This window comes from Microbacterium sp. E-13 (genome assembly GCF_049912955.1).
In the GTDB taxonomy this organism is placed as follows: Bacteria; Actinomycetota; Actinomycetes; order Actinomycetales; family Microbacteriaceae; genus Microbacterium.
This window is the reverse complement of sequence record NZ_CP183973.1, coordinates 2,725,397-2,738,883: the sequence shown is the minus strand read 5'-3', so window position 1 is coordinate 2,738,883 and position 13,487 is coordinate 2,725,397. Positions and strand designations below refer to the sequence as shown.

13 protein-coding genes are annotated in these 13,487 nt (G+C 70.7%); 8 read left to right on the top strand and 5 right to left on the bottom strand.

Annotated features, from left to right (window positions below):
- Window positions 1-4 precede the first annotated feature (4 nt).
- The 7 genes from ACN9MP_RS12605 (at window position 5) to atzF (ending at window position 7,991) form a co-directional block, all read left to right on the top strand.
- The gene (locus ACN9MP_RS12605) at window positions 5-1,552 is read left to right on the top strand and encodes an ABC transporter ATP-binding protein (RefSeq protein ID WP_426320666.1); all 1,548 of its coding nucleotides are present in this window, start codon (window positions 5-7) and stop codon (window positions 1,550-1,552) included.
- Entirely contained in the window at window positions 1,549-2,616 is a 1,068-nt protein-coding gene (locus tag ACN9MP_RS12600) for an ABC transporter permease (protein ID WP_426320664.1), read from the top strand. The genes ACN9MP_RS12605 and ACN9MP_RS12600 overlap by 4 nt, the downstream gene beginning before the upstream one ends.
- Window positions 2,613-3,533 (top strand): ABC transporter permease, encoded by a 921-nt coding sequence (locus tag ACN9MP_RS12595; protein ID WP_426320663.1) that lies wholly within the window; start codon window positions 2,613-2,615, stop codon window positions 3,531-3,533. Before ACN9MP_RS12600 ends, ACN9MP_RS12595 begins: the two co-directional genes overlap by 4 nt.
- Before the next feature lie 116 nt (window positions 3,534-3,649).
- Window positions 3,650-4,813, top strand: a complete 1,164-nt coding sequence (locus ACN9MP_RS12590; RefSeq protein ID WP_426320661.1) for a BMP family ABC transporter substrate-binding protein — start codon at window positions 3,650-3,652, stop codon at window positions 4,811-4,813.
- A 3-nt stretch (window positions 4,814-4,816) separates the two neighbouring features.
- Window positions 4,817-5,431: a cysteine hydrolase family protein gene (locus tag ACN9MP_RS12585; protein ID WP_426320660.1), complete on the top strand. Its 615-nt coding sequence runs from the start codon at window positions 4,817-4,819 to the stop codon at window positions 5,429-5,431.
- Entirely contained in the window at window positions 5,428-6,156 is a 729-nt protein-coding gene (locus ACN9MP_RS12580; RefSeq protein ID WP_426320658.1) for a cysteine hydrolase family protein, read from the top strand. Before ACN9MP_RS12585 ends, ACN9MP_RS12580 begins: the two co-directional genes overlap by 4 nt.
- Entirely contained in the window at window positions 6,153-7,991 is a 1,839-nt protein-coding gene (atzF, locus tag ACN9MP_RS12575) for an allophanate hydrolase (protein WP_426320656.1), read from the top strand. Before ACN9MP_RS12580 ends, atzF begins: the two co-directional genes overlap by 4 nt.
- A 53-nt stretch (window positions 7,992-8,044) precedes the next feature.
- Here the strand turns inward: atzF and ACN9MP_RS12570 are convergent, their stop codons facing one another.
- Complete coding sequence (locus ACN9MP_RS12570) at window positions 8,045-8,977, bottom strand: O-acetyl-ADP-ribose deacetylase (protein ID WP_426320655.1); 933 nt, start codon at window positions 8,975-8,977, stop codon at window positions 8,045-8,047.
- A 52-nt stretch (window positions 8,978-9,029) separates the two neighbouring features.
- Between ACN9MP_RS12570 and ACN9MP_RS12565 the strand changes: the two genes are divergently transcribed.
- Complete coding sequence (locus ACN9MP_RS12565) at window positions 9,030-9,224, top strand: hypothetical protein (protein WP_426320654.1); 195 nt, start codon at window positions 9,030-9,032, stop codon at window positions 9,222-9,224.
- Between the two features lie 237 nt (window positions 9,225-9,461).
- Here ACN9MP_RS12565 and hemL read toward each other — a convergent pair whose 3' ends face one another.
- Genes hemL through hemQ form a run of 4 tightly spaced genes read right to left on the bottom strand, consistent with a single transcriptional unit; the run spans window position 9,462 to window position 13,367 of the window.
- Window positions 9,462-10,775 (bottom strand): glutamate-1-semialdehyde 2,1-aminomutase, encoded by a 1,314-nt coding sequence (hemL, locus tag ACN9MP_RS12560; RefSeq protein ID WP_426320652.1) that lies wholly within the window; start codon window positions 10,773-10,775, stop codon window positions 9,462-9,464.
- Window positions 10,772-11,758, bottom strand: coding sequence for a porphobilinogen synthase (gene hemB / locus ACN9MP_RS12555; RefSeq protein WP_426320650.1), 987 nt, complete (start codon window positions 11,756-11,758; stop codon window positions 10,772-10,774). The genes hemL and hemB overlap by 4 nt, the downstream gene beginning before the upstream one ends.
- A complete protein-coding gene (gene hemC, locus ACN9MP_RS12550) occupies window positions 11,755-12,672 on the bottom strand; it encodes a hydroxymethylbilane synthase (RefSeq protein WP_426320648.1) in 918 nt (305 codons plus the stop codon). Before hemC ends, hemB begins: the two co-directional genes overlap by 4 nt.
- Window positions 12,669-13,367: a hydrogen peroxide-dependent heme synthase gene (gene hemQ / locus ACN9MP_RS12545; RefSeq protein WP_426320646.1), complete on the bottom strand. Its 699-nt coding sequence runs from the start codon at window positions 13,365-13,367 to the stop codon at window positions 12,669-12,671. The genes hemC and hemQ overlap by 4 nt, the downstream gene beginning before the upstream one ends.
- Between the last annotated feature and the right edge of the window lie 120 nt (window positions 13,368-13,487).

Sequence of the window (13,487 nt, the reverse complement as noted above, 5' to 3'; positions counted from 1 at the left end):
TGAGATGACGAACGTCGTGGGTGCTCCAGAAGAATCCGATAGCTCCGCCGCGCTCGTCCCCATCCTGCGCGTCGAACGCTTCACAAAGCACTTCGCCGAGGTCAAGGCCAATACCGACGTCAGTCTCGACGTGCTTCCCGGTGAGGTGCATGCCGTGGTCGGTGAGAACGGCGCGGGCAAGAGCACGCTGCTGAAGATGATCTACGGCGTCTACACGCCCGACTCGGGCCGCATGCTGATCGACGACGCCGAAGTCGCGCTCGGCGCCCCCGCCGAGGCGCGCAGCCTCGGAATCGGCATGGTGTTCCAGGACCTGCGGCTGGTGCCCGCGCTGACTGTCACCGAGAACATGGCGCTCTCGCTCGAGGTCGGAGGCATCCTGCGCCCGCGGGCCTTGGCGAAACGCATCGCCGCAGCCAGCGAGGAGTACGGTCTCGCGGTCGATCCTCGGGCGCTCGTCCAGCATCTGTCGATCGGCGAGCGGCAGCGCGCCGAGATCCTGAAAGTCCTGATGACGGGGGCCAGGCTCGTCATCCTGGACGAGCCGACCAGCGTTCTCGCACCGCAAGAGGTGCAGGCGCTGTTCGAAGTGGTCGACCGGCTCCGATCCCAGGGATTCGGCATCCTCATCGTCACCCACAAACTGAACGAGGTGCGCGCGATCGCTGATCGGGTGACGGTCCTCCGAGGCGGAATGACCATCCTCGAAGGGGTCATCCCCGGGGAGTACAGCGATGAGCAGCTCGTCACCGCCATGGTCGGGCACGCGGTCCCGTCCCTGCCCACAGAGCGGACGGCGGTGGAACCGGATGCTGCCCACGCGCTGTCGCTCGAGGGTGTCAGCTCCCGCGGCGACAAGGGCCACGAGGCTCTCAAATCGGTCTCTCTCACGGTGCGGCGCGGCGAGCTCGTCGGTGTGGCGGGAGTCGCCGGAAGCGGCCAGCGGGAGCTGTGCGAGGTCGCCTCGGGGCTCCGTGAGGTCACGAGCGGAACCGTGCGCATCGCCGGGCAGTCGGCGTCCACGCCGCGCAAGGCCATCGACGCCGGGGTGGTGAGCGTCCCCGAGGACCCGGTGGCCGACTCGGTCGTCACACGGCTCACCGTGCTCGAGCACATGCCGCTCGACGGGCGCCCGATCCCGCCGAAACGGTGGGGTATCGACTGGGGGCGGATCAAGCTCAAGACCGCGGAAAGCAACGAGCGGCTCGGCCTGCGCATGGCGCCGATCGCCCGCAAGCTGTTCGAGCTGTCTGGTGGCAACATCCAACGGGTCATCCTCACCCGCGAGCTGAGCGCCGACTCGACGCTCGTGGTCGCGGCATACCCGAGCCGGGGCCTCGACATCTCGAACGTGCGTCGCACGCAGCAGGTGCTGCTCGACCGCCGGGCCAACGGGGCCGGTGTCCTCATGGTGTCGGAGGACCTCGACGAGCTGATGGCCATGGCGGACCGGATCGTGGTCCTGCATGACGGCCACATCTCAGGTGAAGTACTCCCCGCCGACTACGACCGTCAGTACATCGGCCGGCTGATGCTGGGAGGTGCGGCATGACCCTCACCGAGACTCCGCCGACCGTCGAGCCGGAATGGCTCTCGAGCGGCCGCAAGTCTGCGCCGGCGGTCATCCGCTGGGCCGTCGCACTGCTCGGCGCCTTCGCGGCGTTCAGCGTCGTCATCGTCTTGACCGGGGCGAGTCCCGCCGAGGTGTTCACCGACATGTGGGTGTCGACCTTCGTCCGCCCGCGCTCTCTCATCGAGATCCTGAACACCATGGCACCGATCGCGCTCGCGGCGCTCGCGGTGGTCGTCCCCGCGCGTGCGGGCATGTCGAACGTCGGCGGTGAGGGGCAGGTCATCGTCGGCGCGATCGCGGCGGCGGGCGTCGCTCTCGCGACCGACCAGTTCCTCCCCGGGGAGGCGGTGCTCGGGCTGATGGTGCTCGCCGGTATGGCGGGCGGCGCGGCATGGGCGGCGATCGCCGGCATTCTCCGGCTCGCCTTCCAGGTCAACGAGGCGGTCAGCACGCTGCTGCTCAACTTCGTCGCGCTCGACCTGCTCCTGTTCCTCATCTACCAGCCGTGGCGCGAGAGCTCCTCGGGGCAGCCGACATCGCGCGAGCTCGCCGACGTCGCGAAGCTGCCCGAGATCTCGGGGCTCGGCGTCGGGATCGGCATCGTGATCGCGATCATCGCGGCCGTGGCGGTGTACTTCGTCCTGCGATTCACCCGATGGGGTTTCAAGCTCTCGGTGGTGGGCGGCAACGCGGAGGCAGCGCGCCGCGCCGGCTTGCACGTTCCGATCCTGATCCTCTCCGCGCTGCTCGTCGGCGGTGCCCTGGCCGGCCTTGCCGGGATGATCCAGTTCGCGGGCATCGAGTACAAGCTCCGGCCGGGCTTCGCGTTGCAGATCGGCTACATCGGATTCCTGGCGAGCTGGCTTGCCCGCCACCGTCCGCTGCCGGTGCTGTTCGCGTCATTCGTCTTCGCCGCGCTCGCCGTCGCGGGCGACAGCCTGCAGCTCGACGCTCAGCTGCCCGCTGCGACGGTCAGCATCCTGACGGCATTCATCCTGATCGCCGTCCTCGGTTTCACGCAGAAGAAGGGGGCGGTGCTGTGAATCTCATCATCGACGTACTCACGGGCGGGGTTCGCGGCGGCACCTCCATCCTCTATGCCGCGCTCGGCGAGACGATCTCGGAACGAGCAGGCGTCATCAACCTGGGGACCGAGGGGTCGATGCTGCTCGGGGCGCTCGCGGCGTACATGGTGGCCGCCGACACCGGAAACCCCTGGCTCGGGGTGCTGGTCGGCGGAATCGCCGGGGCGGTGCTGGCATTGCTGCACGCGCTCCTGGTCGTCTGGCGCGGAGCGAACCAGTTCGCCAGCGGCCTCACCATGCTGTTCCTGGCGCTCGGCCTCACGTCGCTGTTCGGCGCCGCCTACGTCGGCCGCACCATCACCCCCTTCGAGGTGTGGCCCGTTCCGGTGCTCAGCGACATCCCGTTCATCGGCCCGATCTTCTTCGAGCAGAACGCGCTCGTGTACCTGAGCTATCTGGCGGTACCCGCGGTATGGTTCCTCCTCTTCCGCACCAAGTGGGGGCTGCTGATCCGCACCGCGGGTGAACGGTCGGACGCGCTCGTGGTGAACGGCTTCGGTGTGAAGCGCATCCGGATCGCCGCCGTCACCGCCGGCGGATTCCTCGCCGGCGTCGGCGGGGCGCAACTCTCGATCGCCTACACCAATTCGTGGTTCGAGAACATGGTGGCCGGGCGGGGATTCATCGCCGTCGCCCTCGTGATCTTCGCCTCGTGGTCGCCGATCCGGGTGATGGGCGGCGCGTACCTCTTCGGTGCCGCGCTCGCGCTGGGCCCGGCTCTGCAGGCGCGCGGGTTCGCGATCAACCAGTTCGCGCTGCACGTCATCCCGTTCGTGCTCACGCTCGTCGTACTCGCCGTGCTCGGCAGGCGCACCATCTCTGCCGCGCCTGCCGAGCTCAAACGGGTGTTCGAGAACGGCCCACCGACGTCGTAGGTCTCACGACCACGCCGGAAGCACCACCCTCTCTCTCATCCCTTCCACCTCCCGCTCAGTTGCAGCTGTCGCGGGGGCTCGCGCCGGAACCAGCCCGGCAACCCGAAAGGAACACCATGCGACACACTACCCCGCGGCTCATCGCCGTCGCCGGGCTCGCCGCAGCAGTCCTCGCCGTCACGGCCTGCTCCCCGGCGGGCTCGTCCGCCGAGGCGGCAGGTGACGCCTCCTCCGACGCCCCGGGCGTCGGAGGAACAGCGATCGGCTTCATCATGGTCGGCCCGAAGGACGACTACGGATACAACCAGGCCGTCTACGAGGCATCCCAGGTCCTCGCCGAGGAATATCCCGATCTCGAGATCCTGACCGCCGAGAACGTGCCCGAGGACGACACCGCCGCCACCACGATGGAGCAGATGATCGACCGCGGCGCGAAGATCATCTTCGCCACCTCATACGGCCATCTGGATGCCGCGCAGCAGGTCGCCGAGGAGCACCCCGACGTCGTCGTGGTCCAGCAGGGGAACACCATGGCCGAGGACGACATCCTGCCGAACGACGGCACATATTTCGGCACGGTCTACGAGCCGATGTACCTGGCCGGGATCGCGGCCGGCGCAGCGACCGAGAGCGGGAAGCTCGGCTACGTCTACGCCTTCCCGATCCCGCAGACGATCGCCAACATCAACGCCTTCCAGCGAGGGGCGGAGAGCGTGCATCCCGGGGTGGAGACGATCACCGTCGCAACGTCGAGCTGGTGCGACCCGGCGGCTCAGCGCGATGCCGCCAGCAGCCTGCTCACGCAGGGGGTCGACGTGCTCACGCAGCACCAGGACTGCACGAAGACCGTCATCGACGCCGCCGAGGCGGCCGGTGCGTACACCGTGGGCTATCACGCCGACGCCTCCGAGCTCGCGCCCGAGGGCTGGCTCACCGGCGCGGTGTGGGACTGGGCACCGCTCTACTCGTCGATCGTCGAGACGATCCTCGCCGGCGACTTCACCGGGAGCGAGTTCAACGCCAACTACCGGGTGGGCTACAAGACGGGCACCAACCCGTTCGTGCTGGCCGAGTACGGCCCGACGGTGTCGGAAGAGACGATCGCACAGATCGACGAGGCCCAGGATTGGCTCGCCACCCCGGAGGGTTCGCCGTTCGCGGGTCCGGTCGCAAAGCAGGACGGAACCGAGGCCGTACCTGCGGGCGTGGTGCCGGAGTACGCCGAGATCGACGCGATGGACTACTTCGTCCAGGGCGTGGTCGGCAACCTGGCGCAATGACCGATGGCGACCACGGCCGAACAGCGTCTGCTCACCGGGCATGTTGCAGACACGACACCGTACGCATGGCCCTGGAACGGCGTGCTCGACGCGACACGCACGGCCGCGCTCCTGGTCGAGGCACCCGGTTATACCGTGCGGGCTGACGGAAACGGGGTGCGCAACGCCGAGGCCGTGGTCGCCACTCTGCGAGAGGTCGGAGGCCTGGCGATCCGCGTCATGACCACTCGGCCCTCATCCGCCCGTCCCCTCGGCGGCGCCGCTTCGGCGCCCGCCGCCGAAGGGGCGGCGCGGATACACACGGATGCCACGGTCGCCTCGCAGGGGGTCGACGGCTTCTACGGCGGCCCGCTCGAAACCGTTCTTCGACGGGCCCGGATCGAGCGGCTTCTCCTGGTCGGCGGATGGCTCGAGACGAGCGTGCATTCCACCATGCGCACCGCGAACGACATGGGCTTCGAGTGCCTCCTCGTCGTCGACGCGTGCGAACCCGGCGACGAGGCCCTCGTCGCCAACAGCGTTTCCATGATCGAGATGTCCGGCGGGATCTTCGGGGCCGTCGGAACGACCGCGCGCGTGCTCGAGGCATACGCGCGAGAAGAAGGAGAGCGAGCATGAGTGCAACGACATTGGCCGAGACGGGCGTCCTCTACGGACCGGTCACCGCCGAGCCCTACAGCTGGCCGTTCGACGGCGGCTTCCGCCCCGAGCGGACCGCCCTGATCAACATCGACTGGCAGGTGGACTTCTGCGGCATCGGCGGCTATGTCGACCGGATGGGGTACGACCTCAACCTGACGCGCGCCGGGCTCGCACCCACCCAGAAGGTGCTCGCAGCCGCCCGCGCGGCCGGGCTCTACATCGTCCACACCCGTGAGGGACACCGCCCCGACCTCGCCGACTGCCCGCCCAACAAGCTGTGGCGCTCGAAGCAGATCGGTGCCGGGATCGGCGACGACGGGCCCTGTGGACGCATCCTCACCCGCGGCGAGCCCGGCTGGGAGATCGTCGACGAGGTCGCGCCCCTCGAGGGCGAACTCGTCATCGACAAGCCCGGCAAGGGCTCCTTCTACGCCACCGACCTCGATCTGCTCCTGCGCAATCGCGGGATCACCCACATCATCCTCACCGGGATCACGACCGACGTCTGCGTGCACACCACCATGCGCGACGCCAACGACCGCGGCTACGAGTGCCTGCTCCTCACGGACTGCACCGGAGCGACGGACGTCGGAAACTACGAGGCCGCGCTGAAGATGATCACCATGCAGGGCGGTGTCTTCGGCGCGATCGCGCCGTCGAGCGCTCTCCTTGCGTCGCTCGAGGCGGGGAGCATCGCGTGACGGATGCCCCGGCGCGGGGCTCGGAGCTGGCCGCACGTGCTCCCTTCGGGACGCGGGCTCTCGCTGACGCCTACCGGTCCGGTGCGCTGACGCCCGTCGAGGTGATCGAGGAGGTCGCCAGGCGGATCGCCGCCCGTGGCCAGGACGGCGTATGGATCTCGCTCGACCTGGCGGATGCCCTGCAAGCCGCGGCCGGGCTGGGCGAGGAGCCCGACCCGAGCCGACCCCTGTGGGGCATACCGTTCGCGGTGAAGGACAACATCGACGTCGCCGGCTGGGAGACGACGGCCGCCTGCCCGGAGTTCGCGTACGTGGCGGACGACACCGCCACGTGCGTGCGAAGACTGCAGGAAGCCGGCGCCATCCTCGTCGGAAAGACCAATCTCGATCAGTTCGCGACCGGGCTCAACGGCACGCGGTCGCCATACGGCATCCCGCGCTCTGTCACCGACCCGGCCATGATTTCGGGCGGCTCGAGCTCGGGGAGCGCCGTCGCCGTCGCGGCCGGCCTTGTCGCGTTCGCGCTCGGGACCGATACGGCTGGCTCCGGCAGGGTGCCGGCGGCGCTGAACGGCATCGTGGGGCACAAGCCGAGCAGGGGACTGCTGAGCGTGGCGGGCGTGGTTCCGGCCTGTCGGAGCCTCGATTGCGTGAGCGTCTTCGCCCACTCCGTCGACGAGGCGGCCGCGGTCGTCGACATCATGGCCGGTGTGGACCCAGCCGACCCCTGGACGCGAGACCTGCCTGGTGCGATGGGCGAGACACTGTCTGCCAGCGGGCTGCGCCTCGCCGTGCCGGCGTCGACCGCACTCGATCACGACCACGGTTACGACGAAGCGTGGGACGCCGCACTGCGGCAGCTGTCGGCTGCCGGCATCGACCTCGTCGAAGTCGACCTGGACGGGTTCGAAGAAGCCGGACGGATGCTCTACGACGGCCCGTGGATCGCGGAGCGGCTCGCCGGCACCGCCGAGTTCGTCGGGCAGCGGCCCGATGCGATTCATCCGGCCGTCCGCACGCTGCTGGAGCGAGGAAATGCCGTGTCGGGTGTGGAGGTGTTCGAGGCCCAGGACCGGCTCCGTCGCCTGCAGCGTGACGCCGCCGACGTGCTGCGGTCCGTCGATGCGCTCCTGACGCCCACCGTCGCCACCACCTTCTCCGTCGACGAGATGCTCGCCGACCCCATCGTGCGCAACGCCCGGCTCGGCCGGTACACGACGTTCGGCAACCTTCTCGACCTCGCCGCCGTGGCGCTCCCGACCGCGACGGGCCGGCCCGATCGTCCCTTCGGCGTATCGATCCTGGTGGGCGCCGGCGAGGATCGCCGGATGCACGGGATCGCAGCAGCGCTCGAGCGGGTGTTCTCCGTCTCGCCCGAACCTACGCCCGTGCGTGTAGAGGCGGCGCGGCAGCGTGAGGCGTCGCGGACGCTCCCGATCGCGGTCGTCGGAGCGCACCTGCGCGGGATGCCGCTGCATCACGAACTGCTCGCCCTCGGTGCGCGCTTGCGAGCTCAGACGGCGACCGCCCCGGAGTACCGCCTGTACGCGCTCGACACCCAGCCACCCAAGCCAGGCCTCGTCCGTGTCGGTGCGGGCGGGTCCACCATTCAGGCCGAAGTGTACGACGTGCCTATCGCCAACATCGGGGCGTTCCTCGGCAGCATCCGCTCACCGCTGGGACTCGGCACCGTGCGACTCGCCGGAGGCAACGAAGTACACGGTTTCCTCTGCGAATCCGTCGCAGTGGAAGGAGCCCGCGACGTCACCGCGTACGGCGGCTGGCGCGCCTACGTCGCCGATGCCAGTCCGGCGACCTTGAATGACATCCGATAGCCGCGAGGGCACGATCCACCTAAGCGCCGTCGCCTCGAGGCGCGCCCGCTGACCTATTGGCTCGAGTCTGCATCCAACGGGGGTGCGGGGTAGCGCAGGCCGCTGTTCCAGCCGATCTCCCAGCCGTCGGTGTCGTCGAAGTAGTCGGCCGACGAGACGGGCAGCGCGTGCTCCGGCTCGACCGCGGCGAGCAGCCCGGCGAACCACGCGGCATACGCCGGAGCGTCGTTCGCGGGACGCAGGCGCGGGAGCGCCCGGAGGATCTGCTCCGCGACCTCGTGAGGCGTGGTCATCGCGTCGACGACACCACCGGCGAACTTCGCCTCGTCCGCGGACGTGTAGCGCACCGACGACCCCGGGTCCGCGGCATCCGTCAGCACCACCCGCCAGAACAGGCCCGACGGGGCGACTCCCGGGTTCACGCGCAGGCCGTGGTAGCCCCGGCGGTGAAGCGCGCGCACGCCCTGCAGGATGCGCACCGACGTGGCCATGGTGAGCGACGACGCGATCTCCTGATGCACGCCGGCGTCGTACGCGACGAGCCTCACCTCCTCGACCTTCGTCGGCGTCGTAGCGATCGTGTCGATGGCGACGGTGACCGCCTGCCGGCGCGGCCACGCGTACACGCCGGCGCTGATGAGCGGGAAGGCGACGCTCCGCGCGCCGAGCTCGTCGGCGACTTCGAGCGAGCGGCGGTAGCACGATTCGAGAAGCCCGCGGTCGCGCTGACCGGCGCCGTGGTTCGGACCGACGGTGTGCACCACCCAGCGCGCCGGCAGGCGGCCCGCCGTGGTCCACCCCGCGTCGCCCGTGGCGAGGCCGTCGGGGAATCGCGTGATGCAGTCGCGCAGGATGTCGGGGCCTCCGGCCCGGTGGATGGCACCGTCGACCCCGCCACCGCCGCGCATGGCGTTGTTGGCGGCGTTGACGACGACGTCGACGTGCTCCGTCGTGATGTCGCCACGGGTCGTGGTGAGCGTGGTCATGCTCCCATCATGCGGCCGTTCGCGCTGCCCCTCGACCCCGGTCGCGCACACGGTGCAGCATCACGCAGAGTCGGGGACCACGCTCGTCGTCGTGGTCGACAGCGACATCAAGTCGGGAGAGTGCCCGGACGGCGCACCGACCGCGCCCGGAGGTCGCACGACCGGTCCATGCGAGGACCCGGCCGTCCACATCGCCGACGCGCTCGCCGACGCCGCGGGCCATCCGCTGGTCGAGTCCGGCGACTGAAGCCGCACGTTCGGCGGGACGGCCGCCGGCCGTGCGCCGGCGCACGCCGCCATCCGCCGCGCGCACAGCCACCCACCCCAGCCACGCCACCCCAGCCAAGCCACCCCAGCCACCGCCCGGAATCAGGCGATCTGGCGAAGACAGGTGGTTTCGGGGTTGAACGACCTGCGTAGGCGAGATCTCCTGATCTGGCGAATCGGTCAGGCGGCTTCCTTGGCGAACGGATGCGGCCGGGCGTCAGTCCGCGGTCGCCTCGGCAGCTGCGCGGGCGGCGGCCGGCAGCGCCTCGACGATGCGCGCGACGGCGGTGTCGTCGTGCGCGGCCGACACGAACCACGCCTCGAACACCGACGGCGGCAGCGACACGCCCTGCGCGAGCATGGCGCGGAAGAACGGCGGGTAGCGCCACGACTCCTGCGCCTTGACGGAGTCGTAGTCCGTCGGGGCGGTCTCGGCGAACTGGATCGAGAACAGGTTGCCGGCGCGCTGGGCCACATGCGCGACCCCGGCCTCGGACAGGGCGGATGCCGCGGCATCGGCGATCGTCGTCGCCGCGGCGTCGATGCGGGCGTAGGCGGCGGCGTCCAGGTGGTCGAGCGTCGTGCGGCCGGCCGCGACGGCGAGCGGATTGCCGCTCAAGGTTCCCGCCTGGTAGACGGGACCGAGCGGCGCCAGCAGCTCCATGAGTTCGGCCGACCCGCCGATCGCCGCCAGCGGCAGGCCGCCGCCGACCACCTTGCCGAAGGTGACGAGGTCGGGGGAGAACGGCACCGGGTCGATTCCGTACCACCCCGCCGGTCCGACGCGGAAGCCGGTCAGCACCTCGTCGAGGATCAGCAGGGCGCCGTGCGCGTGCACGATCTCGGCGAGCGTCGCGTTGAAGCCGTGCGCGGGCGGCACGATCCCCATGTTGGCGGGAGCCGCCTCGACGATCACGGCCGCGATGTCGTCGCCGCGGGCCGCGAAGACCTCGCGCACCGCGTCGAGGTCGTTGTACGGGATCACCAGCGTCTGCGCGGCGATCGGCGCCGGAACCCCGGCTGAGCCGGGCATCGCGAGCGTCGCGACGCCCGAGCCCGCCTCGGCGAGCAGGCCGTCGGAGTGCCCGTGGTAGTGACCCGCGAACTTCACCACGAGATCGCGCCGGGTGGCGCCGCGCGCGAGGCGGATCGCGGTCATGGTCGCCTCGGTTCCCGTGGAGACCAGGCGCACGCGCTCCACCGGGTGGGCGCCGTCGCGCGTGACGCGCGCGGCGATCAGCTCGGCCAGCTCCGTCTCGCCCGGCGTGCTCGCGCCGAAGCCGAGGCCGTGGGCCGCGGCATCCTGAACCGCCTTCACGACGGCGGGGTGGGCGTGCCCGAGGATGGCGGGACCCCACGAGCCCACGAGGTCGACATACTCGCGACCCTCGACGTCGGTGACGTGCGGACCCGACGCAGACACGAAGAAGCGCGGCGTCTCGTGAACGGATCCGAAGGCGCGGACGGGCGAGTTCACGCCTCCCGGCATCGCGCCGCGAGCACGGGCGAACTCCTGTTCGTTCGTCGTCATCGGATCCACTCCGCAAGCTCCAGGGCCCAGTAGGTCAGCACGGCGTCGGCGCCGGCGCGGCGGATGCCGATCACCGACTCCTCGATGGCGCGGCGGCGGTCGATCCAGCCGTGCGCGGCCGCCGCCTCGATCATCGAGTACTCGCCGGAAACCTGGTAGGCCCAGACGGGGACGGGGCTGGACGCCGCGGCGTCGGCCAGCACGTCGAGGTAGCTCATGGCGGGCTTCACCATGACGATGTCGGCACCATCGTCGAGGTCGAGCGCGAGCTCTCGAGCGCCCTCGCGGCGGTTCGCCGGATCCTGCTGGTAGGTGCGCCGGTCGCCCTCGAGCGAGGACTGCACGGCCTCGCGGAACGGCCCGTAGAAGGCGGAGGCGTACTTCGCCGCGTACGCGAGGATCGGTGTGTCGCCGTACCCGGCGGAATCCAGCGCGTCGCGCACCGCGGCGACCTGGCCGTCCATCATGCCCGACAGGCCCAGCAGGTGCGAACCCGCCTCGGCCTGCGCGACACCCATGTCGCGATAGCGCTCCAGGGTCGCGTCGTTGTCGACACGGCCGCGGTCGTCGAGCACGCCGCAGTGGCCGTGGTCGGTGAACTCGTCGAGACACAGGTCGGTCTGCACGACCAGGGCGTCGCCCGCCTCGGCGGCCGCGATGCGGGTCGCGACGTTGAGGATGCCGTCGGGGTCGGTCGCGCCGGAGCCGATGGCGTCCTTGTGCTCGGGCACGCCGAACAGCATGATGCCGCCGAGGCCGGCGGTCGCGGCATCCGTCACGACCCTCTTGAGGCTCTCGGTCGTGTGCTGCACGACACCCGGCATGGACGAGATCGGCACGGGGTCGCCCGCGCCCTCGCGGACGAACACCGGCAGGATCAGCTCGGCCGGGTGCAACCGCGTCTCGGCGACCAGGCGCCGCATCGCGGGCGTGCTGCGGAGGCGGCGGGGGCGGTCGATCGGACCGCTGAAGTCGATGGTCACGGGCGGGCTCCCGTCAGGCCGGCCGCGCCGGCATCGAGCAGTTCACGGGCGACGGATGCCGCGACCTCGCGCGACGGATCACCCTCGTCGGCGGGCCACGCGGCGGCGTGCGACGCCGTCAGCGCGGTCGCGCCGTCGAGGCTGTAGACGCTCGCCGACAGTAGGAGCAGGCCCGCGTCGACGACGGCGCGCGCACCGACGGGCGCCGAGCAGCCGGCCTCGAGCAGCGCGAGCACCTCTCGCTCGGCCTCCACGGCGGCGCGCGTCTCGGTGTGGTCGAGGGCGTCGACGAGGTGCTCCTCGCCCCGGCGCACCTCGATCGCCAGCGCGCCCTGACCCGGGGCCGTGGGCCAGTCGTCCGCGTCGAGGTACTCGGTGACGACCTCGGTGCGGCCCACGCGGCGGAGCCCGGCGGTCGCGAGGATGACGGCATCCAGCTCGCCGCTGGTCACCTTGCCGATGCGGGTGTCGACGTTGCCGCGGATGTCGACGACCTCGATGTCGGGGCGGCGCGCGCGCAGCTGCGCCATGCGCCGTGGCGAACCGGTGCCGACGCGGGCGCCGGCCGGAAGCTTCGCGAGCGTGAGGCCGTCGCGCGCGACGAGCGCGTCGCGCGGGTCTTCACGGGCCGGGATCGCGCCGATCACCAGCTGATCGTGCGGCGCGGTGGGGAGGTCCTTCAGCGAGTGGACGATGACGTCGCACTGGCCGGCCAGGAGCGCGTCGCGGAGGGCGCCGGTGAAGAGGCCCGTTCCGCCCGCGCGCGACAGCGGCTCGTTGGAGCGGTCGCCGTCGGTCGTGATGGTGACGAGCTCGGTCGTGACGCCGGTGGCGTCGGCCAGGTCGTCGGCGACCATGCCGGTCTGGGCGAGTGCGAGCCTACTGCCGCGCGTCCCGATGCGCAGGGTCGTCACGTGAGCACCTCGGCGATCTCGTCGAGCGCGATGCGGCGGCCCGTGTAGAAAGGCACCTCTTCGCGCACGTGCCGGCGGGCCTCGGTCTGGCGCAGGTCGCGCATGAGATCGACGAGCTCCACGAGCTCCGGAGCCTCGAGGGCGAGGATCCACTCGTAGTCGCCGAGAGCGAACGACGCGACGGTGTTGCTCAGCACCGTGCGGTGCGCGGCGCCCTTCCGGCCGTGGTCGGCAAGCATCTGCCGGCGCTCGTCGTCGGGGAGGATGTACCAGTCGTACGACCGCACGAACGGGTAGACCGTGAGCCACGCCTCGGGATCCTTGCCGCGCATGAACGCGGGGAGGTGACTGGCCGTGAACTCGGCGTCGCGGTGCACGCCCATGGCGTTCCACACCGGCAGCAGGGAGGCGATCGGCTCGGCCCGGCGCAGCGTGCGCAGGGCGGACTGCAGCGCCTCGGGCGCGACGCCCGTGCCGGTGAGCCAGACCATGATGTCGGCATCGGCACGCAGGCCCGACACGTCGTAGAACCCGCGGACCACGACCCCGGATGCCTCCACTTCGGCGACCGCGGCCGCGAGGTCGCCGGCGGGGGTCGTCGAACCCACCGCGTCACGGCTGAAGTCGCGGCGGAACACGGCCCACAAGGTGTAGCCGAGGGTTTCAGAGGAGGAGTTCGCCGCGGGGTCGGTCATACCTCTATCCTTTCATCCCCCGCTGAGGCGGTTTCCGTGGCGGCCGGTTCAATCCCGTCTGCGGGATCAGGAGATCTGGTCGAGGCAGGACGCGCGGGTCGATTTCGACCTGTCTGCGCC

What these genes read in the sequence shown, in the direction of transcription:
- ACN9MP_RS12605 (WP_426320666.1), top strand. Translation starts at nt 5, where the DNA reads ATGACGAACGTCGTGGGTGCTCCAGAAGAATCCGATAGCTCCGCCGCG.
- ACN9MP_RS12600 (WP_426320664.1), top strand. Translation starts at nt 1,549, where the DNA reads ATGACCCTCACCGAGACTCCGCCGACCGTCGAGCCGGAATGGCTCTCG.
- ACN9MP_RS12590 (WP_426320661.1), top strand. Translation starts at nt 3,650, where the DNA reads ATGCGACACACTACCCCGCGGCTCATCGCCGTCGCCGGGCTCGCCGCA.
- ACN9MP_RS12585 (WP_426320660.1), top strand. Translation starts at nt 4,817, where the DNA reads ATGGCGACCACGGCCGAACAGCGTCTGCTCACCGGGCATGTTGCAGAC.
- ACN9MP_RS12580 (WP_426320658.1), top strand. Translation starts at nt 5,428, where the DNA reads ATGAGTGCAACGACATTGGCCGAGACGGGCGTCCTCTACGGACCGGTC.
- ACN9MP_RS12570 (WP_426320655.1), bottom strand. Translation starts at nt 8,977, where the DNA reads ATGACCACGCTCACCACGACCCGTGGCGACATCACGACGGAGCACGTC.
- hemL (WP_426320652.1), bottom strand. Translation starts at nt 10,775, where the DNA reads ATGACGACGAACGAACAGGAGTTCGCCCGTGCTCGCGGCGCGATGCCG.
- hemQ (WP_426320646.1), bottom strand. Translation starts at nt 13,367, where the DNA reads ATGACCGACCCCGCGGCGAACTCCTCCTCTGAAACCCTCGGCTACACC.